22 protein-coding genes and 1 pseudogene are annotated in these 24659 nt (G+C 69.4%); 12 read left to right on the forward strand and 11 right to left on the reverse strand.

Annotation, left to right across the window (positions count from 1 at the left end):
* Nucleotides 1-2: 2 nt before the first annotated feature.
* The 4 genes from BLU81_RS25370 to BLU81_RS25385 form a co-directional block, all read right to left on the reverse strand.
* Nucleotides 3-1934, reverse strand: a complete 1932-nt coding sequence (locus BLU81_RS25370) for an ABC transporter ATP-binding protein (RefSeq protein ID WP_092546961.1) — start codon at nt 1932-1934, stop codon at nt 3-5.
* Nucleotides 1935-2027: 93 nt separating this feature from the next.
* Nucleotides 2028-3152 (reverse strand): glycosyltransferase family 4 protein, encoded by a 1125-nt coding sequence (locus tag BLU81_RS25375; protein ID WP_092546962.1) that lies wholly within the window; start codon nt 3150-3152, stop codon nt 2028-2030.
* A 49-nt stretch (nt 3153-3201) separates the two neighbouring features.
* Complete coding sequence (locus BLU81_RS25380; RefSeq protein ID WP_092546963.1) at nt 3202-4458, reverse strand: M48 family metallopeptidase; 1257 nt, start codon at nt 4456-4458, stop codon at nt 3202-3204.
* The gene (locus tag BLU81_RS25385; RefSeq protein ID WP_092546964.1) at nt 4455-5861 is read right to left on the reverse strand and encodes an NYN domain-containing protein; all 1407 of its coding nucleotides are present in this window, start codon (nt 5859-5861) and stop codon (nt 4455-4457) included. Before BLU81_RS25385 ends, BLU81_RS25380 begins: the two co-directional genes overlap by 4 nt.
* Before the next feature lie 106 nt (nt 5862-5967).
* On the opposite strand from BLU81_RS25385, the gene BLU81_RS25390 reads away from it, so the two are divergent.
* The 6 genes and pseudogenes from BLU81_RS25390 (at nt 5968) to BLU81_RS25415 (ending at nt 13141) form a co-directional block, all read left to right on the forward strand.
* Nucleotides 5968-7767, forward strand: coding sequence for a DEDD exonuclease domain-containing protein (locus BLU81_RS25390; protein ID WP_092546965.1), 1800 nt, complete (start codon nt 5968-5970; stop codon nt 7765-7767).
* A 164-nt stretch (nt 7768-7931) separates the two neighbouring features.
* Nucleotides 7932-9701 carry a RelA/SpoT family protein gene (locus BLU81_RS25395; protein WP_092546966.1) on the forward strand — a complete coding sequence of 590 codons (1770 nt, stop codon included), beginning with the start codon at nt 7932-7934 and terminating at the stop codon, nt 9699-9701.
* A 32-nt stretch (nt 9702-9733) separates the two neighbouring features.
* A pseudogene (locus tag BLU81_RS25400) lies at nt 9734-10252 on the forward strand (NUDIX hydrolase); the annotation flags it as partial.
* 122 nt (nt 10253-10374) lie between these two features.
* Nucleotides 10375-11220 (forward strand): sugar phosphate nucleotidyltransferase, encoded by an 846-nt coding sequence (locus BLU81_RS25405; RefSeq protein ID WP_092546968.1) that lies wholly within the window; start codon nt 10375-10377, stop codon nt 11218-11220.
* Nucleotides 11221-11514: 294 nt separating this feature from the next.
* Nucleotides 11515-11802: an Lrp/AsnC family transcriptional regulator gene (locus BLU81_RS25410; protein ID WP_092546969.1), complete on the forward strand. Its 288-nt coding sequence runs from the start codon at nt 11515-11517 to the stop codon at nt 11800-11802.
* 235 nt (nt 11803-12037) lie between these two features.
* A complete protein-coding gene (locus BLU81_RS25415; RefSeq protein ID WP_092546970.1) occupies nt 12038-13141 on the forward strand; it encodes a barstar family protein in 1104 nt (367 codons plus the stop codon).
* 481 nt (nt 13142-13622) lie between these two features.
* Here the strand turns inward: BLU81_RS25415 and qcrB are convergent, their stop codons facing one another.
* Genes qcrB through ctaE form a run of 4 tightly spaced genes read right to left on the reverse strand, consistent with a single transcriptional unit; the run spans nt 13623 to nt 17812 of the window.
* On the reverse strand, nt 13623-15224 hold the full coding sequence (gene qcrB / locus BLU81_RS25420) for a cytochrome bc1 complex cytochrome b subunit (protein WP_092546971.1): 1602 nt from the start codon (nt 15222-15224) through the stop codon (nt 13623-13625).
* Nucleotides 15221-16321: a cytochrome bc1 complex Rieske iron-sulfur subunit gene (gene qcrA / locus BLU81_RS25425; RefSeq protein ID WP_092546972.1), complete on the reverse strand. Its 1101-nt coding sequence runs from the start codon at nt 16319-16321 to the stop codon at nt 15221-15223. Before qcrA ends, qcrB begins: the two co-directional genes overlap by 4 nt.
* Nucleotides 16318-17166 (reverse strand): cytochrome bc1 complex diheme cytochrome c subunit, encoded by an 849-nt coding sequence (gene qcrC, locus BLU81_RS25430; protein ID WP_092546973.1) that lies wholly within the window; start codon nt 17164-17166, stop codon nt 16318-16320. Before qcrC ends, qcrA begins: the two co-directional genes overlap by 4 nt.
* 49 nt (nt 17167-17215) lie before the next feature.
* On the reverse strand, nt 17216-17812 hold the full coding sequence (gene ctaE / locus BLU81_RS25435; RefSeq protein WP_092546974.1) for an aa3-type cytochrome oxidase subunit III: 597 nt from the start codon (nt 17810-17812) through the stop codon (nt 17216-17218).
* A gap of 124 nt (nt 17813-17936) precedes the next feature.
* Here ctaE and BLU81_RS25440 point away from each other — a divergent pair, with 124 nt between their 5' ends.
* The 4 genes from BLU81_RS25440 to BLU81_RS25455 all read left to right on the forward strand — a co-directional run bounded on the left by BLU81_RS25440 (nt 17937) and on the right by BLU81_RS25455 (nt 20778).
* Nucleotides 17937-18875 carry a cytochrome c oxidase assembly protein gene (locus tag BLU81_RS25440; protein ID WP_092546975.1) on the forward strand — a complete coding sequence of 313 codons (939 nt, stop codon included), beginning with the start codon at nt 17937-17939 and terminating at the stop codon, nt 18873-18875.
* 20 nt (nt 18876-18895) lie between these two features.
* Nucleotides 18896-19315 carry a response regulator gene (locus BLU81_RS25445; protein WP_092557620.1) on the forward strand — a complete coding sequence of 140 codons (420 nt, stop codon included), beginning with the start codon at nt 18896-18898 and terminating at the stop codon, nt 19313-19315.
* 30 nt (nt 19316-19345) lie between these two features.
* Nucleotides 19346-20404, forward strand: coding sequence for an anthranilate phosphoribosyltransferase (gene trpD, locus BLU81_RS25450; RefSeq protein WP_092546976.1), 1059 nt, complete (start codon nt 19346-19348; stop codon nt 20402-20404).
* 173 nt (nt 20405-20577) lie between these two features.
* Nucleotides 20578-20778: a hypothetical protein gene (locus BLU81_RS25455; RefSeq protein ID WP_092546977.1), complete on the forward strand. Its 201-nt coding sequence runs from the start codon at nt 20578-20580 to the stop codon at nt 20776-20778.
* 442 nt (nt 20779-21220) lie between these two features.
* Here the strand turns inward: BLU81_RS25455 and BLU81_RS25460 are convergent, their stop codons facing one another.
* Together BLU81_RS25460 and ctaC are read right to left on the reverse strand one after the other, a co-directional pair.
* Complete coding sequence (locus BLU81_RS25460; protein ID WP_092546978.1) at nt 21221-21676, reverse strand: cytochrome c oxidase subunit 4; 456 nt, start codon at nt 21674-21676, stop codon at nt 21221-21223.
* 10 nt (nt 21677-21686) lie between these two features.
* The gene (ctaC, locus tag BLU81_RS25465; RefSeq protein ID WP_092546979.1) at nt 21687-22532 is read right to left on the reverse strand and encodes an aa3-type cytochrome oxidase subunit II; all 846 of its coding nucleotides are present in this window, start codon (nt 22530-22532) and stop codon (nt 21687-21689) included.
* Between the two features lie 263 nt (nt 22533-22795).
* On the opposite strand from ctaC, the gene BLU81_RS25470 reads away from it, so the two are divergent.
* Nucleotides 22796-23944 carry a cysteine desulfurase family protein gene (locus tag BLU81_RS25470; RefSeq protein ID WP_092546980.1) on the forward strand — a complete coding sequence of 383 codons (1149 nt, stop codon included), beginning with the start codon at nt 22796-22798 and terminating at the stop codon, nt 23942-23944.
* On the forward strand, nt 23941-24150 hold the full coding sequence (locus BLU81_RS25475; RefSeq protein WP_092557622.1) for a sulfurtransferase TusA family protein: 210 nt from the start codon (nt 23941-23943) through the stop codon (nt 24148-24150). The genes BLU81_RS25470 and BLU81_RS25475 overlap by 4 nt, the downstream gene beginning before the upstream one ends.
* Here the strand turns inward: BLU81_RS25475 and BLU81_RS25480 are convergent.
* Nucleotides 24143-24643 carry an AAA family ATPase gene (locus BLU81_RS25480; protein ID WP_092546981.1) on the reverse strand — a complete coding sequence of 167 codons (501 nt, stop codon included), beginning with the start codon at nt 24641-24643 and terminating at the stop codon, nt 24143-24145. The genes BLU81_RS25475 and BLU81_RS25480 overlap by 8 nt on opposite strands.
* Nucleotides 24644-24659 lie beyond the last annotated feature (16 nt).

Here is a 24659-nt window from a genome sequence, read left to right on the forward strand (position 1 = left end):
GGTCACGCGGTCTGGTAGGCGCTGGCCTGCAACGTGAACAACTGTGCATACAGTCCACCGGCCGTGATCAGCTCCTCGTGGCCGCCTTCCTCGATCACCGCCCCGTGATCGAGGACGTAGATCCGGTCGGCCTCCCGCACACTCGCCATCCGGTGCGTGATCAGCACCACGGTCCGCCCGGCGGCCAGGTCCCGCAACCGCCGGTAGACCTCGTGCTCGGCCCGCGCGTCCAGGTTCGCGGTCGGTTCGTCGCAGATCAGCAGCGGCGCGTCCCGATGGAAGGCCCGGCTGACCGCGAGCCGCTGCCACTGCCCGCCGGACAGGTCGGCACCGTCGGTGAAATGCCGGGACAGCAGCGTCTCGTACTCCCGCGGCAGCTCCATCACGAAGTCGTGCGCGTCTCCGGCCCGCGCCGACTCCCGCACCCGTTCCAGGGTGGCCGGCCGATCGTGGCGGCCGATCGCGATGTTGAGCCGCGCCGACAGCGGCCACCGGGTGGGTTCCTGCATGACCACCGCGACCCGTTCCCGCACGGTCTCCGGGTCGAAACCGGCCGCGTCCACGCCGTCCCAGGTCACCGTGCCGGTCTGCGGCCGGTAGAGCCCGGCCAGCACGGCCGCCAGCGTCGACTTGCCGGAACCGTTCTCACCGACCAGGGCGATGATCTGCCCGTGCCGCAGCGTCAGGCTCACGTCGCTGACCGCGGGCCGGTCGGCGTCCGGATAGCTGAAGGTCACGTGGTCGAGGCGGATCTCGGCGAAGGCGTCCGGCGCCCGGTTCCCGTCCGGTTCGGCCCGGGCCAGCGACAGGTCGCAGAACCCCTGGAAGTCGGCGAAGTACAGGCCCTGTTCGTAGACCCGGTTCGCGGTGAACGCCAGCTCGGTCAGTTTCCCGATGCCCATGTTGATCGCGTAGGCGGCGGCGCCCGCGGTGGCCAGCGCCATCCGGCCGGTCCAGAGCAGCCCGAACAACATCGCGTACGCCAGCCCGGTCGCCAGCCCGCTCAGCGCCTGCCCGAGCAGGTTGGTCCGGACCACCCGCCCGATCACCCGGATCTCCTCCAGGGTGGAGATCCGCAGCAGCCGCCCGACCTCGGTGAGCAGGAACCGCCGCACTGTGAAGGCCCGCAGCTCGGCGGCCGGTTCGCGGGCCGCCAACAGGTAGGCGAGCATCCGCTGCCGCCGCCACACCGCGATCAGCCGCAGCCGGCTGCGATAGCCGAGCCGCGCCGACCGGACCGCCGCCCACCCGGTCGGCAGCACCGCCAGCACCAGCATCGGCAGCAGCGCCGGATGGAGCACCGCCAGCACTCCGGCCGCCGCGATCAGCCCCATCAGATGGGTGAACAGGTCGATGCTGTGGTCGACCACCTGCTGGGCGGCGAAGGTGCCCCGGTCCCGGGCCCGTTCCATGGCGTCGCGCCAGCCCGGGTCGTCGAACGTGGCCAGGTCCACCCGGGTGGTCAGATCCATCAGTTTCATCTCGGCGGCCTCGGACACCATCGGCGACAGCCGCCCGTGCGCCGCCGTCGCCGCCGACTGCAGCAGACCCCGAACGGCAAGGGCCAGGATCAACAGCGCCAGCGCCGGTACGGCGGCCCGTACCCGCTCCGGAGTCGGCCCGGCCCGCAACAGCCCGTCCAGCACCCCGACCACACTGATCAGCCCCACCGCGGCCGCCACCCCGCCGGCCACCTGCGACGCCAGCACCGCCAGGGTGGTCCGTGGGCTGGCCCGCCAGGCGAGCAGCCAGGCTTCCCGCAGCAGCCGTGGCAGCCGCCGGACCATCTGCAGGAACGTGGTGTTGGCCGCCTCTTCGGTGCTGGTCAGCCAGTAGGGAAGCGCCAGTTCCCCCTCCTGCTCGGCCAGCATCCCCTCGGGGGTGACCGCCTCGTCCTCTTCAGTTGAAGTCTTCTCGGCAACGGGGTCCGGCATAGACGACCGCCTCTCGTTACCACTGTTCTTATGTGGTAAGAGCGCATCCGTCCACCGGCAAATCCGGATTCACGAACTCACTCACGCACCGCTCTAGGCGTCGAGCAGGGTGGTCAGGCGGGCGGCCTGGGTCTCCCAGCGCCACTCGCGCTCCACCCAGGCCCGGCCGGCCTCGCCCATCGTCTTCGCCTTGACCGGGTCGGCCAGCAGTTCGGCGACCCGGGCGGCGATGGCGGGCACGTCGCTGCCGCCGACCACGTGGCCGGTCTCCCCCTCCCGGACCGCGTCCGGAGCACCACCGGAGTCACCGCCGACCACGGGCAGCCCGGTCGCGGACGCCTCCAGATAGACGATGCCGAGACCTTCCACATCAAGACCGGCGGCCCGGGTACGGCACGGCATGGCATAGACGTCACCGGCCGCATAGTGGTCCGGTAGTTCCGCCCACGGCACCGAACCGGTGAACACCACGTCGGACTCGACGTCGTTCTCCCGGGCCAGCCGCTCCAGGGTCTTACGGTAGGGCCCGCCGCTGACCAGCAGCAACGCCGCCCCGGGCACCCGTCGGCGGATCTCCGGCAGGGCCCGGATCAGCATGTCCTGGCCTTTGCGCGGCACCAGCCGGGAGACACAGACGACCACCGGGCGGCCGGTCAGCCCGTGCCGGGCCCGGACGGCCGAACCGTCCACTCCGGGGTGGAACTTGTCCACGTCCACTCCGGGGGCGAGCCGTTTCAGGTCGGTCAGGCCGTGCAAGGCCTTGTCGAGGCGGGTGCGCTGGTACTCCCCCAGGTAGGTGAGCACGTCGGTGCCGCGGGCGATCCGCCGCAGCAGACCACGGGCGCCGGGCAGAGCGGCCCAGCCGATCTCGTGACCGTGGGTGATGCCGACCGCCCGGCGGATGCCGGTGTCGCGGCGCAGCCCGTGGGCGAGCAGCCCGAGCGGGGCGGCGGCGCCGAACAGGACGCTGTCGCAGTCGTGGGCACGGGCCAGTTCGGCGGCACGACGGGCGACGGCCGGGGTGGGCAGCAGCATCCCGGTCTTCTCCCGGACCACTTCGAACGGCTGCTCGGCGTCGAACTCGGCGGCCCCCCGCCAGGTCGACGAGTAGACCGTGATCGAGTCCTTCGGCTGGCGTACCGCCAGGTTGTGCACGAACTGCTGGATCCCGCCGGGCCGCGGCGGGAAGTCGTTGGTGACCAGCAGGGTCCGCGCCATCAGCGTTCTCCCCGGGCTCGGCGGCCGGACGGCCGTCGGGATGCCGGCGTCATCGTTCGCCCCGGGCCCAGGCTCGGGCGGCGGCGATCCGCTGCACGGTCGACGGGTGCGAGGCGAACATGGTGTGCTCCCAGGCTGGCGGGTCGGGGTCGGACAGGTTGACGGTGCCGAGGCGGCGCTGCATCGCGGCGAAGGTGTCCGGGTCGCCGGTGAGGGCGAGGGCGTGTGTGTCGGCGCGGGCCTCGACCCGGCGCGACACCCAGGCCTGGGCCGGGCCGGTGATCAGCCCGGCCACCGTGGTCACGGCCAGGAGCAGGCCGATCGCCCGGGGTTCGCCGATCGAGTCGGCACCGGCCAGGCCGAGTAGCCACCGCCAGGAGCCGAGCAGGTAGAGGAAGACCACGGCGAGGGCCGCGCCGAGCGCCCCCAGCAGGGTGCCGGTGAGCACGTCACCGTCTTTGGCGTGGCCGAGTTCGTGGGCGGCCACCGAGACCACCTCGCCGGGGGTGGCCTCGGTCAGCAGGGTGTCGTAGACGACGATCCGGCGGGTCGGGCCGAGTCCGGAGACGTAGGCGTTGACCGCGCGGGTGCGCCGGGACGCGTCGGCGACGAGCACGTCCTTGACCGGTACGCCGTCGCGGGCGGCGAGTTCGAGCAGCTCGGTGCGCAACGGCCCGTCGGCCATCGGGGTGAACCGGTTGAAGACCGGTTCGACCAGCACCGGCAGCACGAACGAGAGCAGCACGACCAGTCCGGCGGCCCCGGCCGCGCCGAACGCCCACCACCAGCGGGGCGCGAAACGGGTGACGGCGAAGAACCCGGCCAGCACGATCGCGCCGAGAACCGCGCCGACGGCGAGGGATTTCAGCAGGTCGACGGTCCAGCCGCCCCAGGTCTGGGTGGAGATGCCGTACCGGGCCACGATGGTGTGCCGCCACGCCGCGAGCGGCAGGGTGACCAGTTCGGTGAGGACCACGATCACCAGGCCACCGAGGACGGCCCGGGCCAGCCAGTGGTCACCGAACGGTTTACCGGCCAGCTCGACCAGACGGGCACCGAGCGGGGTGAGGCCGAGCGCGAGGGCGACCAGCAGACCGAGGACCATGCCGGTGTACGAGCCGGGGCGCAGTTCGGCGTGGAAGGCCCGGCCGCGGGCCACCTTCTCGGCGGGCAGCTGGTCGAGGGCGGCCAGCTGGTCGGCGCGCGGGGCGGGCGCCCGGTGCCGGGGGACGGTCGCGAAGGCGACCGCGATCAGCGCCACGAGCAGCACCGCGAACGTACCGATCGCCCAGAGTCTCGGGGTCACGAACGCGACAGCCGGCGCAGCAGGGAGTCCGCGCCCATCGGGTAGGCGCCATGCCGCCGCACCCCGTCGGCGACCTCGCGGTCCGAGGAGACCACCACCACCGGGCGGCCGGGCGGTTCGGCCCGCACCAGCTGGCGGATCAGCTCGTCGGCGGTCATGCCCTTGCGGGAGAACAGCACCCGCACGCCGCGTGGCGCGGGTGGCAGGCCGTGCACCCGTTCGGCCCCGTCGAAGACCACGGTGACCTCGTCGCCGGTCTGGGCGGCGATCCCGCCGAGGCCGGTGATCAGGCGTTTGCGCTGCTGCTCCAGGGACATGTCGGCGAAGCCGCGTTTGGTCACGTTGTAGCCGTCGACCACCAGGTGCGCCCGCGGCAGGGCGAGCAGCTGGTCGAGGCGGCCGGGGTCGTCGGTGTCCTGGGCGCGGGCCGCGGACCGCTCCGGGGCGCCGGGCCGCTCGGCGGACACGTCGGCCACGAAGTCGGCGGGCAGTTTGTCGGCCGGGTTGAGGGCCAGCTCCCGTTTCAAGCCGGTGGCGGCCTGGTTGATGGTCTCCAGGAGCAGCCAGAGGCGGGCGTCGTCGACGGACCGCGCGTCCTTGGCGGCCTGTTTACCGCTGGCGGCGGCGGCCTCGGCGTCGGCGAGGCGGGACTTCATCCGCCGTACCTCCGCCTCGTGGTCCTGATTGACGCGCGTAGCGCGGCCCTTCTCGGTGGCCAGCAGATCACTCGCCCGTTTCTGGGCGGCCTGGGCCTCGCGCAGCGCCTTGGCGGTGGAGCGGGCCTCCTCGCGGATCTGGCCCATCTCCTCGCGGACCCGGGCGAGTTCGTCGCGCAACTTATCGGCCTCGACCCGGGCGACGGCCCGGTCGTGTTCGGCGCGGGTGGCGCGCTGCTCGGCGGCGCGGGCCTGAGCGGTGACGGCGGCACTGTCGGCCTCGGCGCGGACCGCGTCGCCGGCCGCGCCGATCAGCTCCCGCCAGCCGTCCGGACGGGCCAGGTAGGCCAGGGCGGCGACCTCCACCGGGTCGGCGGCGGCGGGGGCGACACCGCTGGTCACGGCGGCACCGAGGTCACCGGCCTCGGTGACGATGCGGGCGCCGATGCGCTGCCGGAAGAGCGGGTCGGCGACGAGCTGGGCGGCGATGTCCCGGCCACCGAGACGGGCCCGGCGGTTCGGGGCGAACCGGGCGACCCGCCGCAACGCGACCGGCAACTCGTCGGGAGGCAGAGCGGGGAGCGCGGCGGCGGCGAGGACGGTGATCCGCTGACGGACCGCCTCGGGCAGCACCGGCTCCGGTGAGATGTCCGTTTCGAGCGACAAGCCCGATTCGAGGGTGAGCTCCGCAGCCTCGGGTGCCGCCTCCTCCTCGGGGCGGTCATCTGGGTTCTGCAGTGCGGACATCCACCCATTCTCACACCGTGCACGGCGTATTCGCCCAGTGGAGCAAGTGATCTTTTCTCGCCCCGGTCCCGGTTCGTGTCGTACCCCCGCTCTATCGTTGCCGCCCGTGACTCAACCGGCCTACGTGCAGGGCACTCTGGACACGCTGCTGGCCGCGGACGGGACGGTCGGCCCGGCCGCGCTGTCCCTGGCGGACGCCACGTTCGTGGTGCTCGACCTGGAGACCACCGGCGGCGCCCCGGACGGCGGTGGCATCACCGAGATCGGCGCGGTCAAAGTGCGCGGCGGACAGCGGCTGGGCGAGTTCGCGACCCTGGTCAACCCGGGTGTGGCGCTGCCGCCGTTCATCTCCGTGCTGACCGGCATCACCGAGGCGATGCTGCGGCCGGCGCCGTCGATCGAGACGGTGCTGCCGGCGCTGCTGGAGTTCCTGCGCGGCGCGGTCCTGGTCGCCCACAACGCGCCGTACGACGTGGGTTTCCTGAAGGCGGCCTGCGCCCGGCACGGCTATCCGTGGCCGAACCCGCGGGTGCTGGACACCGCGGCGCTGGCCCGGCGGGCGCTGACCAAGGACGAGGTGCCGAACCGCAAGCTGGGCACCCTCGCGCACTTCTTCGGCGCCCAGGTGCAGCCCAACCACCGGGCGCTGGACGACGCGAAGGCCACCGTCGACGTGCTGCACGGGCTGATCGAGCGGCTGGGCGGCTTCAAAGTGCACACGCTCGGTGACGCGATCGAGTTCGCCAAGGCGGTCACCCCGGCGCAGCGCCGCCAGCGGCACCTGGCCGACGGGCTGCCGCACGTGCCGGGGATCTACATCTTCCGGGCCGCCGACGACCGGCCGCTCTATGTGGGCACGTCGAAGGACGTGGCAACCCGGGTGCGCAGCTATTTCACCGCCGGGGAGAAACGGGCCCGGATCTCCGAGATGCTGACCGCGGCGGTCCGGGTGGAGGCGGTGGAGTGCGCGCATCCTCTCGACGCCGAGGTGCGTGAGCTGCGGCTGATCGCGGCGCACGCCCCGCCGTACAACCGCAGGTCGAAGTTTCCGGAGAGGGTCGTCTGGCTGAAGCTGACCGCGGAGGCCTACCCGCGCCTGTCCGTGGTCCGGCGTCTCGCCGAGGACGGCGCCACCTATCTGGGCCCGTTCTCGTCGCGGCGGACCGCCGAGCTGGCCGCGGCCGGGGTCTACGACGCCGTGCCGTTGCGGCAGTGCAACCACAAGCTCTCGCTGCGCTCGAAGACGCCGGCGTGCGCGCTGGCCGAGCTGGGCCGGTGCCCGGCGCCGTGCGAGCACGAGATAACCCCGGCGGAGTACGACGTCCGCGCCGCGTTGCCGTTCCGCACCGCGACCTCGGGTGATCCGGGGCCGGTCGTCGAGGCGATCCTGACCCGCATCGACGCGCTGTCGGACAAGCAGCGGTACGAGGAGGCGGCGGTCGTCCGGTCCCGGCTGATCGCACTGCTGCGGGCGCTGATCCGGATGCAGCGGCTGGACGCGCTGACCCGGCTGCCGGAGCTGGTGGCGGCCCGCCGCGACGACCGGGGCGGCTGGGAGATCGCGGTGATCCGGCACGGGCGGCTGGCGGCGGCGGCCACCTCGCCACCCCGGGAACATCCGCGGCCCACCCTGGACGCGGCGAAGCTGACGGCCGAGACGGTGGCGTCCGGGTTCGGCCCGGTTCCGGCCGCGACCGCCGAGGAGACCGAGCGGATCCAGTCCTGGCTGGAGAAGCCGGACACCCGGTTGGTGGAGATGTCCGGCGACTGGGTGTCACCGGTTCGTGGCGCCGCGCGTTTCGCCAGCCTCCTGAGCAGGGCTGAAGCGGCCACCTCGACACAAGACTCAACCTTTCGCCTATCGGTAACTGACCGTTTGGATGACGCTCGCTCGCATAGGCTGTAGAGCAAGCAGCTCTTTCGTGAATGAACCATCGGAAAATGTTTTCGTCACAATTGCGGGCCAGTGCCTTGGCGATCCGGCCCCTCCGATGATTCGCTGGAGAGAGAAACGCGAGGCGACTCCACGCATCGGCTGATGGCGTGGACGATCGGTGAGGGGGTGTCCGGGTGGACGTCGACGCCGGCCACGGCGCCGCATTCGGTCGTGCCATGCCGACCAGCACGTCCCCCTCGTTCACGGGGCGCTTGCGTTCGCTGCTGAGTTTCCAGCACAACGACGACGATCCGGTCGCCGAGCTGGCCCGGACACACCGCGGCATTCACGCGTCCGCTGACGTGGCCATCCTGCGCCGCAGTTATCAGATCGCCGAGAGCATGCACCGCGGTCAGATGCGCAAGAGCGGCGATCCGTACATCACCCACCCACTCGCGGTCGCGCAGATCTGCGCCGAGCTGGGCATGGACACCACCACCCTGGTCGCCTCCCTGCTGCACGACACGGTCGAGGACACCAGCTACACCCTCGAAGCTCTGCAGGGCGACTTCGGCAACGAGGTGGCGCACCTGGTCGACGGGGTGACCAAGTTCGACAAGGCGTACTACGGCAAGGCCGCCGAGGGCGAGACGATCCGCAAGATGATCGTCGCCGCCGGCAAGGACGTCCGGGTCCTGATCATCAAACTGGCCGACCGGCTGCACAACATGCGCACCCTGGGCGCCCGCTCGACCGCCAGCCGGGCCCGCATCGCGACCGCCACCCTGGACGTGCTCGTCCCGCTCTGCGACCGGCTCGGCATCCAGGCCCTCAAACGCGACCTCGACGACGTGGTGCTCTACCACCTCGAACCGGACTCGTTCGCCCGCATCGACGAGCACGTGAAGAGCCGCCCCGGCTGGGACGAATACGTCGCCGACGTCTCGCAGAAGGCCCGGACCGCGATGCGCCGCCAGCGGGTGACCGCCGAGGTGACACCCCGGCCGCGGCACTACTACTCGATCTGGAAGGACACCGTCGCCGGCGATCATCCGGTGCCGCTGGACCTGCCCCGCATCGCCGTGATCGTGGACGGCCCCGACACCGACTGTTACGCCGCGCTCGGCGCGATCCACGGCCGATGGCGCCCGGTGGCCGGCCGGTTCAAGGACTTCATCGCCTCCCCGAAGAACAACCTCTACCGCTCCCTGCACACCACTGTGGTGGGCCCGGAAGGCAAACTGGTCGAGGTCCTGATCCGGACGAAGACGATGCACCGCTACTCCGAGTACGGAGTGGCCACCAGCTACCGGTACCCGAAGGAATCCGACGAGCCACCAGGCGCCGACCAGCTCACCTGGCTGAAACGGGTACTCGACTGGCAGCAGGACACCACCGACGCCGCCCAGTTCCTCAGCTCGCTGCGCTGTGACCTAGCCGAAGGCCAGATCACCGTCTTCGCCCACGGCAACGCCTACGAGTTGCCCGGCCAGTCCACACCGGTCGACCTGGCGTACGAACTCGGCCCCCGCCAAGGTGACCACTGCCTGGCCGCGACCATCAACGGGCGTCTCGCCCCACTCAGTTCCCCGCTGCGCGACGGCGACGTGGTCGAGATCTTCGCCGACGCCGACACCGGCCCCAACTCCACGCGCGGCCCGCGCCGGGAATGGCTCGGCTTCGTCAAGTCCAGCCAGGCCCAGATGCAGATCAACCGGTTCTTCGACGAACAGAACGAGCCCGGCATCAGCATCGCCGACAAAGTCCGCCTGGGTCGCGCCACCATCGGGCTCACGCTCCGCAAACACGACCGTGGCCTGGCCAGCGAGGTGCCGCTGCGCCGCCTGGCCGAAGAACTCGGCTATCCCGACCTGGAGACCCTGCTCGTCGCCGTCTGCGAACGCAGCCTCGAACCGGACGCCGTCGTCGAGCAGCTCATCGCCCTCGTCGACCACCCCGACTGAGTCGTTCGACGTCCCCCGTTAGCCTTACGCGCGTGAACATTCAGCGGCAGATCCGCGGCCTCGCCTATCAGGCCTTCTACGGGCTGCCCCTCCCGATCCGCCGCCAGATCGCCCGGCTGGTGTCACCGAAATACCTGGTCGGCGCGGTGACGGTGGTCCGCGACTCGGAATCCCCCGACCGTATCCTGCTGCTGCGCCAGCCCCCCGGCCGCGGCTGGGGCCTGCCGGCCGGCCTGCTCAAGGCCCGCGAGTTGCCCGCCGTCGGCGCGGCCCGGGAACTCTTCGAAGAGGCCGGCGTACGCGTCGAGCCCAGTCACCTGACAGCCGGCAACCCGAACGCGATCGTCCACCCCAACGGCGGCGTGGTCGACACCGTCTTCTTCGCCTCGGTACCGGCCTCCAGCACCCCTCTGGTCGTCGACGGCGGCGAGGTCCTGGAAGCACAGTGGTTCGCGATCACCGACCTGCCGAAACTGACCTGGCCCACCGAACGCCTCCTCGGCATCTACGGCATCGGCCCCCGCTCCGGCGAACTCCCTCCTTCCCTGCCGTCCGGCACTTACCAGGCCGCTTTCCCCGACGACGGCGCCCCGCTCCCCGGCAACGGTGCCCCGCTCCCCGGCGATGCCGCCCCGCTCCCCGGTGACGGCGCTCCGCTCCCTGGTGACGCCCAGTGACCGCCGTTGCCGGGGTCGTCTTCGCCGCCGGTGAGGGCACCCGTCTGCGGCCGCTCACCACCACGCTGCCGAAGGCGCTCTGCCCCGTCGGCAATCTCGCCCTGCTCGACCACGGGCTACGCCGCCTGGCCGGTGTCGGTCTCACCGGGCCCGCCACTGTCGCCGTCAACGCCGCCTACCTCGCCGACCAGGTCGTCACCCACGTCGGCGATCGGGCGCACCTCTCCGTCGAGCCGAACGGCCCGATCGGCACCGGCGGCGGACTGGCCCGCCTGCGCCCCTGGATCGACGGCCGGGCCGCTTTGGCCGGCAACGCCGACGCCTACCTGCACGACCCGTTCCGCGAACCCGGCAAGGACATCGCGGCCCTGCTCGACGGCTGGTCCGGCGACACCGTGCGGATGCTGACCCTGCCGTGCCGCCCAGGCGAGACCGGCGGTTTCAGCGGCCAGCGCTTCGCCGGTTTCTCCCTGATCCCTTGGCGCTACCTCAAAGACTTGGCCGAGGTGGACAGCAGCCTCGTCCGCGTCGTCTGGCGCCCCGCCGAAGCCGCCGGCGACCTGGAACTGATCCCCTACGAGGGCTACTACCTGGACACCGGCACCCCCGCCGACTATTTGGCCGCCAACCTGCATGCCGCCGCCACCCAGCACGCCGCCGGTGGCGTATTAGCCGACCCGTCGGCCACCGTCACCGGAACAGCCACCGACTCAGTGATCGGCCCCGGAGCCCACGTCGAAGGCACGATCAGCCGCTGCGTCCTCCTCCCCGGAGCCCACGTCCCCGCCGGCGAAACCTTGACCGACGCCATCCGAACCGCCGACGGCCTGACCATCCACTGACCCTCAGGCCCGCGCATGCTCCCTCCCACCTGCGTACCATCACGGCCGTTTCCTCCTGCTGCCCTGCCTCCTGCTGCCCTGCCTCCTGCTGCCCTGCCTCCTGCTGCCCTGCCTCCCGCTGTTCCTCCCTCTGCGCTGCTTCCTCGTCCCGGCCGACGTTAACCGCATCGCGGGCCCGGCCGTTCCCGTCGTCCACAGGCCTGATCCGTCATCCACAGGCCGGTGCGAGCGGAATACGGAACGGCATAGCATGGGGCCAACCGAGATCCACCCGCCCAGTTGAGGAGCCTGCTGGTGAACACCGCGATCGTCCACATCGACTGCGCAACCGACTCGATTCCCGAGGTGGCCGAAGCCCTCGCCGCGCTGGACGGGGTGAGCGAGGTCTACTCGGTCGCCGGCGGCGTCGACCTGATCGCGATCGTCCGGGTCCCGCGCTTCGACGACATCGCCGAGGTGATCGCAGGCCGCATCTCGAAAACCCCCGGCGTGATCAACAGCGAGACGTTCGTGGCGTTCCGCGCCTACTCCAAGCACGACCTGGAGGACGCCTTCGCCATCGGTCTCCCCGACGCCGACTGACCCCTCACCAGGGAGTTGTCGCCGCACCACCCGGCAGCCGGCTACTCCAGCCGACCCCGCTTTCACTACCCTGCCCTCTCACTGCGGCCTGCACCATCCGCGAAGCGCCCGCCCGGCTCTCCACTGCCACCCCGGCTGGCTCGGCTGGCTCGGCTGGCTCGGCTGGCTCTCACCAGGAGATGACCTGACGACCACACCGCTGCGATGGCTACTGACCGACGAATTCAGCGAAGGCATGGAGGAATCCGGGCGGCTACTCGGCGAGTGCGCCGAGATCGTGGGCCTCTTTGCTGACATCCCGCCGCCCCGGCTGGAACGCTTCACCCTCATCGACTGTGAGCCCGTCAACGGGTTCGGCGGTCGGCCGGAGCGGATGGACGCGGTGGTCCTGGAGACCTTCGTCGATGGTGTCCGCCGCAGCGAAACCTGGCTGGAAGACGTGACCGTGGTGGGTGCCGCGGACGGCCGGATCGAGCTGACCGGCCGGGTCTGCAGGTTCCGGCACGAGCAGCCCGCCTACGAGGTCCCGCCGGGTGACGGCTTCCGGATGGGACCCGACTACGAGACCACACTGGTCCGGTTCCGAACAGTCGAGGGTGTCTTCCGCCGCCGCCCCGAACTGGACACCCCGCCGGTCACGTTGCTCGGTTTCCGCCCGGAGCCCTGGTTCCTGGACCGAATGATCGATCGGGAGTCCTACGCGGCGGCTGAGCCGGAATCAACCGGTCAGGGCCGGACCGTGCCGCTGGCCGGCCTCAGGCTGGAGGCGACGATCGAGGGCCGGGCGTCGGACGGGCGGCTGCTCGACACCTCGCTGCGCGGCATCTTCGCCGACATCACGGCCGTCCGCCCATCATCCCCGGGTGCCGGGTTGTGGGACGTGGATCTGGACCAGGGCGCCTACGAGACGCTGCCGACCGCGGCCCGCCCGTTCTGGGACAGTTGGCTGGAACGACCGCCCACCGAATCGGGCACCTGGACGTCGCTGGCCCCCGAGTCGCGGTCCCGGTGGCTGTCTCTCGCGCAGGCAGCCCACCGGCACGACGTCCCGGGCAACCCGCCCGGCCGCACCTACCACGTGGACGGGCGCCACATCGCCGACGTCACCGACTTCTGCTGCGCCCTCGGCGAGGCGATCAACGGTCCCGGCGGCTACGTCGGCTGGGACCTCGACGACGTCGGCGGCCACCTGAACGGCAGTGCGGGCGCCATCACCCCGTTCACGCTGATCTGGAGCGACGCGGAAGCCTCCCGACAGGCGATGGGCGAGGAACCGTTCCAGGACCTGATCACCTTCCTCAGCAACAACAGGGCCGAGGTGATCCAGCGAAGGCGATAGAGGCAGCCGCTGAGAGCTTCGCGCCCAGTCAGCGCGGACCCCGGAGGGCCCAGACCCGAAAGCGTTCGGGAAGGCTCGGTGGCGGCGGGACTGTTCACAGACCAGATGATCGGTTCCTGCCACCGGCAAGCCCTGCCGCAGTCGCACGCTCCCGGACCACATGCGCCGACCGGCCCCGGCACCAGCCGCACCACACGCAGTCCCGACCGTGCCGCGCTCCGGACCCAGAACACCGGCGTGAAGAACCGAACGGCGTGGGGAAACCCGAAGGGCAGGGGATGCTCGAAACTACCGGGTCCGAATCGCGAAAGCGCGCCAGCGACGGGTTAGCCGAAGGTTCTGGGGCGGCGGTGGTCACGGAGGGATCAAGCCTGACCGCCCGGAGTGGCCACCGCCGCCCCAGAACCGACCCCACGCGTACAAAAAGCGGAAGGCCCACCGAGAGAACCAAACCCCGGCGGGCCTTCCAACGAACAACCGATCAGCGACCGGATTTGATCTCTTCGCGCTTGGCGGAACCGCCGACAGCCGGGGAGACCGGGATCTCGGCCGGTTGCTCGACCGGGAAGAAGAAGCCCTTGACCGCCGGTGCCAGGGCACCGATGCGGTTCATCTTCTTCGGGACGACCCAGCCCGCGTACTCGAGCGGAATCGGGTGCCCGTGCTCGTCGACCGGCCCGAGGGGCTGGTGGATCTCGACGAACTTCCCGTTCGGGAGACGCTTGATGATGCCCGTCTCCACACCGTGGGCCAGTACCTGACGGTCGTGCTGCTGCAGACCGAGGCAGATGCGGACCGCGATGTAGTAGGCCAGCGGCGGCAGGATGACCAGGCCGATACGGCCGGCCCAGGTCATCGCGTTCAGGCTGATGTGGAACTTGTCAGCGATGACGTCGTTGGAGCCGGAGATGGTGGCGACGACGAAGAACGTCAGCGCCATCATGCCGATGCCGACACGCTCCGGGTTGTCACGCGGCCGCTGGAGCAGGTTGTGCGTGCGGTTGTCCTTGAGCTTGCGCGCTTCTAGCCACGGGTACGCCATCGGCAGCGTGAACAGCGCGCCGAGGCCGACCACGGCGGGCCAGAACATCGGCGGGAGGCTGTAGTTGCCGATGTAGATCTGCCAGTTCGGCATCAGACGGACCAGGCCGTCCATGAACATGACGTAGAAGTCGGGCTGCGAAGCGGACGAGACCTCAGCCGCGCGGTACGGGCCGAAGAGCCAGATCGGGTTGACCTGGAACAGGCCGGCCATCAGCGCGATGACGCCGAAGACGGCCATGAAGAAGCCGCCCTGCTTCATCGCGTAGCGCGGGAACATGCGCTCGCCGACCACGTTGGTGTTCGTACGCAGCGGGCCCGGCCATTGGGTGTGCTTCTGCTTGAACACGATGCCGAGGTGGGCCGCGATCAGCGCGAGCAGGATGCCCGGAATGAGCAGGACGTGCGCGATGTAGAACCGGCCGATGATCAGGTGACCGGGGAACTCGCCGCCGAAGATGGCGGCGGAGAGCCAGGTGCCGATGACCGGGAGGGTCAGCATGATCGCCGAGGCGATGCGCAGACCGGTGCCGGAGAGACCGTCGTCGGGAAGCGAGTAACCGGTGAAGCCGGCGAAGAAGCCCAGCAGGAACAGCAGGACGCCGATGACCCAGTTGATCTCACGCGGCTTGCGGAACGCGCCGGTGAAGAAGACGCGGGCCATGTGCACGATGATCGACGCCATGAACAGCAGCGCCGCCCAGTGGTGCATCTGCCGCATGAACAGACCGCCGCGCACCTCGAACGAGATGTGCAGCGACGACTCGTACGCAGCGGACATCATCGTGCCGCGCAGGCCGAGGTACTCGCCGTCGTAGGCGACCTCCTTCATCGACGGGTCGAAGAAGAGGGTCAGGAACACGCCGGTGAGCAGCAGGACGACGAACGAGAACAGGGCGATTTCGCCGAGCAGGAAGGACCAGTGGTCCGGGAAGACCTTGTTCAGCAGGCCACGCAGCGGAGTGGCAGCCCGGAACCGGTCGTCCACCCCCTTGGCGAACGTCTTCGGGGCCTCAGCGAGGTCCATTTTTCGGCGCTTCACGGCCGCTCCCAGAAGTCAGGTCCGACGGTGTCCTTGAAGTCGGACGCTGCCACGAAGAAACCTTCCTCATCCACTGTAAGCGGCAGCATCGGCAAACGCCGGGTCGCGGGTCCGAAAACCGGCTGCGCGTTGTTGGTGATGGAGAACTGCGACTGGTGGCACGGGCAGAGAAGACGGTTTGTCTGCTGCTCGTAGAGGCTGGCGGGGCAGCCCGCGTGCGTGCAGATCTTGGAGTAGGCAACGTAGTTGCCCCACATCGAGCCCTTGTTACGGCCGTTCTTGTCGCTCTCGGCCGCCTCACGGGTGGTCGCCGCGTCGTCGGCCCGTAGGTGGATCAGCAGGGTCGGCGAGTCGGCGTGCTCGTTGGTGGCGCCGTGCGGGATGCCCGGGAAGACGGTCATCTGGCCACCGGCGCTGACGTCGTCGGGCCGGATCGGGCTGCCGTCCTCACGGGTCAGCCGGACCAGCTTGCCGCCGTTCTCCACGGGGTTGAAGCCGGTGCGGTACATCATCGGCTCCTCCCCCTTGTGCGGGTTCTGGATCAGACCGCCGACGATCGGGGCCGCGATGGCCAGACCCAGCGGCGCTGCACCGAGCGCGATCGCACCCTTGAGCAGGGGCCGGCGCTGGACACCCAACTCGTCCGCCACGTACAGCATGGTCTGGCCGGCGATCAGGCGCTCGTCGTCGGGCGACGGCTCGCCGTGCCGCTGCTGAATGGACAGCTCGTGCGGCAGCAACTTCTTGGCCCAGGCGAGGATGCCGAAGCCGAGGCTCAGCAGGCCGAGGCCGAGGGTGATGCCCAGGGCCGGGGTGTAGTAGTCGCTGAGCTGGTGCCCGAGCTCCCACTCCCACGGCCAGATGATGTAGATGACCAGGAAGCCCAGCGTGAGCACACCGGAGAGCAGGAACAGGAAGGAGATGTTGCGGACGACCCGCTTCTCCGCCTTCGAGTTCTGCCCGTGGAAGTGCGACTCGTACGTGACGATCTCGATGTCGTCGCGCCGCAGACCCTCCTTGACGATGTCGAACCTCGTCAGGTGCGGGTCATTGACGTCGACCGGCGTGCCGGTCTCGCCGTGATGGACCGCCGTCATGACTTCCCCGCAATCCAGAGCGACGTGAAGACCAGGAGCGTGATGCCGACCAGGAAGATGGCCACACCCTCGGTCGACGGCCCGTAACGGCCCAGGTTGAACAGACCACCCGGGTCACGGTCCTCCTGGAGCTGGAGGGTGATGTAGGTGATGATCTGCTTCTTCTGGTCCGGCGTGAGCTGGTTGTCGCCGAAGACCGGCATGTTCTGCGGGCCGGTCAGCATGGCCGCGTAGAGCTGTTCGGGCGTCGACGCACCGAGGCTCGGCGCGAACTTGCCGGACGAGAGAGCGCCACCGCCACCACCGAAGCCGTGGCAGGAGGTGCAGTTGACCCGGAAGAGCTCGCCACCGCGGGCCAGTGCCTCGGGGTTCGCCTCCAAGTCCTCGACGAGGGTGCCGGCCGGAAGCTCCGGGCCGCCACCGAGCTCCTGCACGTACTGCGCGAGCTGCTCGGTCTGTGTCTCGTCGAACTGCGGCGGCTTCTGCTCGGCCTGGGCTTCCTGCCGGGTCATCGGCATGCGGCCGGTGCCGACCTGGAACTCCACCGAGGCGGAACCGACGCCGATCAGGCTCGGGCCACGCTCCGTCACGCCCTGACCGTCGCGGCCGTGGCAGCTGATGCAGCTCGTGTCGTAGAGCGCCTTGCCCTCCTGCGCGGCGGCGGAGAGCTGGACGTTGTCCTCAGCGAAGGCGCCGGGGGTGAATGCGGTGTAGACGCCGCCGGCCAGGGCCAGGGCGGCGAGCATGCGCACCGCCGCGCCGAGTCGCCGGCGCACCCGGCTGGGCGCGCCGGCCCGCCGAGCGAACACCCGGGCACGCCTACGGGCGGGGGTGTCAGAAGTCATGGGTGATGTCCCTCTGGTTTGTTGTTGCGATCCTCGCCGTTGGCGCTGGTTACTGAAGCCAATAGATCATGGCGAACAGCGCGATCCACACCACGTCGACGAAGTGCCAGTAGTAGGACACGACGATCGCCGAGGTGGCCTGCGCCGGGGTGAAGCGGCCCATGGTCGTCCGGATCATGTAGATGATGAACGCGATCAGACCGCCGGTCACGTGCAGACCGTGGAACCCGGTCGTCAGGTAGAACATCGAGCCGTACCCGTCGCCATTGATCTTGACGCCGTGGTGGACCAGTTCGATGTACTCGTTGACCTGCCCGAGAACGAAGATCAGGCCCATCACGAAGGTGATCGTGAACCAGCGCCGGAGCGCGAACACGTCACCCTTCTCAGCCGCGAAGACACCCAACTGGCAGGTCACCGAGGAGAGGACCAGGATCACCGTGAATGTTGTGGCGTATGGAATGTTCAGCGATTTGGTGTGCTCCTCCCACATGCTGTAGTCCGCAGCACGGATGGAGAAGTACATCGCGAACAACGCCGCGAAGAACATGAGCTCGCTGGAGAGCCACACGATGGTCCCGACGCTGACCATGTTGGGTCGGGTCAGCGAGTGGATCCGGCTCTTGTCGATGGCTGCCGCTGTCACGGCCTCATTATTCATCCGAGATAGGCCCAAGGTCCTCCGGGGTCCCCAATCCGGCCCCGTGGGCAGCCCGGAATATTCTGTGACCAGCGGGTAGGCCTAGCCTCGAAGGGTGCACTCTCACGATTTGCCCCCAATCGCGGCCGTCAGCGGGGACACTGGACTTCCGCCTTTCACGCCGGTGGCGATTTTCACCGAAGTGAACCTGGTCAGCCTGATCGCGCTGGGGTTACTCGTCTCCGCCGCGCTCTACGGATACGGCGCCTGGCGTCTGCGGCAGCGCGGCGACCACTGGCCGGCCGGACGTACCGCGGCTTTCGTCGTGGGTGGACTGGGTTCCATCGCGGCCGTCACGGTGACCGGGATCGAGGCGTACGACACGACCTTGATCTCGGTCCACATGGTCCAGCACATGGTCCTCTCCATGGTCGGGCCGATCTTCCTGGCCCTGGGTGCCCCGACCACTCTGGCGCTGCGGCTGCTGACCGGCAGGCCGCGAAAAGTCCTGCTCAGCGTGCTGCACAGCCGGTTCGTCAGGGTCCTCACGTTCCCGCTGGTGGCGTTCGGCCTGTTCATCGCGAACCCGTTCGTCCTCTACTTCAGCAGCGCCTACCGGCTCACCCTGGAACACGCCTGGGTGCACGAGTTCGTGCACGTGCACTTCATCGTCACCGGCTGTCTCTTCTTCTGGCCGCTGCTGGGACTGGACCCGTTGCCGAACCGGTGGCCGTACCCGGCCCGGGCCCTGCTCATGGTTCTCAGCGTGCCGTTCCACACAGTGCTCGGCCTGACGATCATGCAGAGCAACGAACTGCTGGGCGGCGACTGGTACCCGAACCTGGGCCTGAGTTGGCTCGATCCGAAGGCTGACCAGGTCACGGCCGGTGGAATCCTGTGGGCCGGTGGCGAGATCGTCAGCGTCACGATGCTCGGCATCCTGGTGATCCAGTGGGTCCGGCAGTCCGAGAGAGAAGCCAAACGCATCGACCGGGCACTCGACAGACAAGAAGCAGAGAACCGGGATCAGACTGCGGATAACAAGTTCGGTACGATCGGCGGCACCTAGGACGTGAGGTGGGGCACAAGATGAGCCAGTACACCGTTCTGCTCTACAGCGACGACGCCGCCGTGCGAGACCGGATCCGGCTCGCCATCGGCCCGCGACCCGCCGCTGATCTCCAGGTCGAATTCACCGAGGCCTCCACCTGGGAGGAGTGCCGGCGGCTGCTCGACGAGTACGAGATCGACCTGATGATGTTGGACGGCGAGGCGACCCCCGCCGGTGGTATCGGCATCGCTCGCCAGACCAAGGACGAGTACCTGACGCCCCCACCCACCTGCGTCGTGATCGCCCGCGCCGCGGACCGATGGCTGGCCGCGTACGCGCAGGTCGACGCCACCCTGGTCGACCCGCTGGACCCGGTGGAGACCGGCCGCACGGTGGCCGGGCTGCTGCGCGCCCGCCGCGACGGAGCCGTTCCCCTGGGCACGCTGGGCATCAACTGAAGACCTCAACCCCCTGATGGAGGCAGCGCCATGGGCGCACGCACCTGGCCCAATCTGACGAGCGCCCTGCTGAAAGGCGAGGAGCTAGCCACCGGGGACACCGCATGGGCCATGGGCGAGATCATGGCCGGCAACGCCACGCCGGTGCAGATCGCCGGTTTCGCTGTCGCGCTGCGCGCCAAGGGTGAGACACCGGCCGAACTGGCCGGCCTGGTCGAGTCGATGATCGCCAACGCCACCCTGATCAAGTTGCCGGAGCAGACCCGGACCAGCGCGGTCGACGTGGTCGGCACCGGCGGCGACCGGGCCAACACGGTGAACATCTCCACCATGGCGGCGATCGTGACCGCCTCCGCGGGTGTGACGGTGGTCAAACACGGCAACCGGTCGGCATCCTCCACCACCGGCACCGCCGACCTGCTGGAACACTTCGGCCTGCCGCTGGATCTGGGCCCGGCCGGGGTGGCCCGCACGGTCGCCGAGGCGAACATCGGGTTCTGCTTCGCGGCCCGTTACCACCCGGGCATGCGCCATGCCTCGGTCACCCGGCGTGAGCTGGGCGTGCCCACGTTCTTCAACGTACTCGGCCCGCTGACCAACCCGGCCCGCCCGACGGCGGCCGCGGTCGGCTGTTTCGACCCGCGGATGGCGCCGGTGATGGCCGAGGTGTTCGCCCGGCGCGGCGACTCTGCACTGGTGATGCGCGGTGAGGACGGCCTGGACGAGTTCACCACAGCCGCTCCCACCCGGGTCTGGATCGCCCGTGACGGCAAGGTCGAAGAGCTTCTGGTGGATTCGGTGGACCTGGGCCTGCCGCGCAGCCAGCCGGCCGATCTGCGGGGCGGGGAAGTGGCGTTCAACGCCGACGTGGCCCGGCGGACGTTCGCCGGCGAGCAGGGGCCGGTGCGGGACGCGGTGCTGCTCAACGCCGCTGCCGCGTTCGCCGCCCGCAGTGGCTTCCCCGGTGACTTCCACGAGACTCTTCGGGCCGGCATCAAGCGGGCCGCCGAGGCGATCGACTCCGGCGCCACGACCGCCCAACTGGACCGTTGGGTGACGGCGGCGCAGGCCGCGAAGGCTGCCGAGTGACGGGAATTTCCCCCAACACGCCGTCCGAATTACCCGAAACCACCCGAACGGTGTGACAACGTGCGAATGAACTATTTTCAACCTGGTCGGTTTCGGTGACTCGACTCCGCCAGCAGGTTGACGACAGTTCACCGGTATCCGGGTAATTCCACCTTCCCGCGAAGGAGACTCCCGTGCAGGAACGCGAACACCGCTGCGTCATCTGCGACGGCGACATGCTCTTCGAGGTGCCGCCCTGCCAGGATGGTCACGACGAGTGTCCCGAGCTGGTCTGCACCCGATGCGGTGCCGCCGAGGTGGTGGCCCCGATCGTCGTGCACCTCTGGAGCCCCGGAAAGGGCCGGATAGCCCCCGCCCAGCGCTCCGCGGCTTAAAAGCCACAAGATCAAGCCCCAGCGCTGGTACGCCACCACGCCGCAAGGCCCGCACCACTCCCTCCCGACCTCGCAACCCTCACCTCACGAACACCCCCTCCCACCCCGTCCTGCCCTACAACCACGCCCAGCCCCGAACCCAAAACCCGTCTGAGCTACGGCTAGCCGTAGCTCAGACACCTCAAAGCACCCGCATTACCTGTCTGAGCTACAGCCGGGCCACTCGAGCCGTAGCTCAGACACCTCAACCGGCCGTATTACCTGTCTGAGCTACGGCTAGCCGTACGAGCCGTACACCAGATAGGTAATGACAACCCTGAGACCTGTCTGAGCTACGGCTAGCCACGAGTCAGACAGGTTGTGAGTCGGATGGGACGGGCCTGAGGGCTGGAACGACGAGAGCCCGCACCCCTGGAGGGGTGCGGGCTCTCGGTTTACGAAATCAGAGATGCGCCTCGGGGTGGCGGGTGCCCGAGTAGTACTCGAACAGCATGCCGCACGAGGTGAAGACCACGGCGATCAGTCCGAGCGCCAACAGCCACCACATCCAGAACACCAGGCCGATACCGGCGACGGCACAGGCCAGCGCGATCCCGAACGGCCAGTAGCTGCCGGGGCTGAAGAAGCCGATCTCACCAGCGCCCTCAGCGATCTCGCCGTCTTCCCGGTCTTCCGGCCGCAGGTCGATACGACGGGCGACGAACCAGAAGAAGCCGGCGCACATCGAACAGAGCAGACCGGAAAGGATCAGAGCGACAACGCCGACCCATTCCATGCCGCCGTTGTAGCCGTCACCACTTCCGTCGTTGACGACGTTGTGGGTGTAGACCCCGTAGACGGCGGCCGCACCGAACAGGAACACGGCGACCGCGGCGAAGATCTTGTATTCGGTCCTCACGACTACAGTCCTACTTCCCTGCGGCTTGGGTCTCGGGCTGGTTCCAGGTGTGCGACTGGCGCCGGGTGTTGAACGGCGAGGTGCGTGTCGCGTACGGCTCCTTGCCGATCGCGGTGAGCGCCTCCTGCGTCGACTTCCCGGCCTTCTTCGCCTCGAGGAACTGGTCGAACTCAGCCGACTCGACGACGACCAGTTCGAAGTTCATGAACGCGTGGTAAGTGCCGCACAACTCGGCGCAGCGACCGACGTACCGGCCGGTCTTGTCGAGGGTTACCTCGAAGACGTTGCGCACATTGCCCGGGAACACGTCCCGTTTGAACAGCATCTCCGGCACCCAGAACGAGTGGATGACGTCCTTGCTGGTCTCCTCGAAGCGGATCTTCTCACCGATCGGCACGACCAGGATCGGGATCACGTCCGACGACCCGACGGTGGAGGCGACCGTGTTGGCCTTCTCCCCCATGCCGTCGCGGTAGTTGAACTGCCAGTTCCACTTGAACGCGACGACCTCGACGATCTGGTCGGGGTTCTTCGACAGTTTGTCCACGTTGGTCTGCACGATCGCGGTGTAGTAGAAGAGCACCGCGACGATCAGGATCGGCGTGACCGTGTAGAGGATCTCCATCGGCATGTTGAACCGGGTCTGCACGGGCAGCTCTTCGCCGCGCTTGCGGTACCGGATCACACACCAAAAGATCAGACCCCACACTCCGACGCCGACCGTGAGGGCCGCGATCGTCGACGCGATCCACAGGTCATACATCTCATGGGCCTGAAGAGTAATGCCCCGGCTCGGCCAGCCGAAGTGGCCGAAAGCATCTCCCCAGTCCGCGATCGAACAGCCCGAGAGCAGCATCAGCAGCGTAGCGCCGCCGAGACCCAGCCCGGCCGCCCGGCCTACCGCCCGCGGCCTTCTGGCCGAACTCCTTGCGCCCACCTGCTTATGCCTCCTTAGCAGCGCCGCCTGCCCTGAATCGGACACCTGGCGGCAAGGCTCACCGACGGTCGCACACTACTCGACCTGGACCGGACCGCCCGCCACCGGGGGGCGTCGGGGCCCCCTTCACGAGGGGGCCGTCGAGGAAAACACCCGGACAACCGGACGATACCGTTCCCGGTGTGGATTACACAGGCGATCCGGCCGGGGCGCACGCGTACCTGGATGCCGCCACCGCCGCGCCGCTGCACCCGGTGGCGCGCGAGGCGCTGGTCGCCTCGCTGGCCGACGGCTGGGCGGACCCGTCCCGGCTCTATGCGGTGGGCCGGCGGGCGCAGTTGTTGCGGGAGGCGTCGGCCGAGGCGGTCGCGGAGATTCTTCTGGTACGTCCGGACGAGGTCTCGTTCTGGGCCTCGGGGACGGCCGCCGCCCAGGCCGCGGTGCTCGGTGGGCTCGGTGGCCGGAAACGGGCCGGCCGGGTTCTGGTGCATTCGGCGATCGAGCATTCCGCGGTTCTGCACGCGGCGCGCACTGCCGAGGCGGTGGAGGTGGGGGTGGACCGGCTGGGCCGGCTCGACCTGGACTCCTGGTCGGCTGAGGTGCGGCGGCCGGGGGTGGCTCTGGCGTCGCTGATCAGCGCCAGTCACGAGGTGGGCACGGTGCAGCCGGTGGCGGCGGCGGCCGAGTCGTGCGCGGCGGCGGGGGTGCCGCTCTTCGTGGACGCGGCGCAGACCGTCGGGCGCGCGCCGTTGCCGCCGGGGTGGTCGCTGTTGAGTGCGAGCGCCCACAAGTGGGGTGGCCCGGCCGGGGTCGGTGTCCTGGTGGTGCGTAAGGGCGTGCGCTGGCTGTCGCCGTACCCGCAGGATGATCTGCACCGCCCGGGGAACAATCCGGGCGCGCCCGGCCTGCCGCAGGTGGTCGCGGCGGCCGCGAGTCTGCGGGCCGCGGCGGGTGAGGCGGAGGCTGAGGGGGTGCGGCTGGGTGCGCTCGTGGACCGGATCCGGGAGCGGGTCGCGGCGACGGTGCCGGATGTGGAGATCGTCGGCGATCCGGTCGGGCGGCTGCCGCATCTGGTGACGTTCAGTTGCTTGTACGTGGATGGCGAGGCGCTGTTGCACGCCTTGGACCGGCGTGGTTTCGCGGTGTCGTCGGGTTCCTCGTGTACGTCGTCGACGCTGCGGCCGAGTCATGTGCTGGAGGCGATGGGTGTGCTCAGTCACGGCAATGTGCGGGTGTCGCTGCACCGGGGGGTCACGGAGGCGGATGTGGACCGGTTCCTGGCGGTGTTGCCGGGTGTGGTCGCGGATCTCCGGGCGGAGGCCGGGTTCTGATCACGCTTGATTGCCGTGGGCTGCGTTGTCCGATCCCGATCATCCGGCTGGCGAAGGCGATGCCGGATGTGCCGGTCGGTGGGGTGGTGCGGGTGCTCGCCGACGACCCGGCCGCGGCCAACGACATCCCTGCCTGGTGCCGGATGAAGGGCCAGGAGTTCGTCGCGGCCGACGGCCACGCGTTCGATGTGCGGCGCGTTATCTGAGGTAGTCGATCACCGGTGGGACCGGGTCTTTGGCGAGCCAGGAGTCGACGACCAGGCGTGGGCCGAGGTACGGCTCGTATTCGGCCCGGCGTTCCAGGACTCGCACCCAGTCGGGGATGCCTTCGTGGTCGCGGGCCTGGTAGCGCTCCTCGACCCGCCGCCGGTGTTCGGTGTCGTCGCCGCAGATCACTTCGACGACGCGGAGTGGCACCTGCATCCGTTCGGCCAGGTCGGTCCACAGCTCGCGGGCCGCTTTGACCGGGTTGACCGCGTCGATGATGACGTGGTGCCCGATCTTGAGTTGTTCCTCGGCGAGTGCGGCGATCACGCCGTAGGCCGCGTAGCCGGGCCGGTGCTCGTGCACGCCGTAGCGCTGCAGGGTGAAGTCGACCGTGTCGACCGCCAGGACCGCCGCGGGCAGCTCGGCTGCGACCGCGGCGGCCAGGGTGCTCTTGCCGACTCCGGGGAGTCCGGCGAAAACCGCTAGAACCATTTCTCTAGATCTACGC

The organism is Actinoplanes derwentensis (assembly GCF_900104725.1).
GTDB classification, from domain to species: domain Bacteria; phylum Actinomycetota; class Actinomycetes; order Mycobacteriales; family Micromonosporaceae; genus Actinoplanes; species Actinoplanes derwentensis.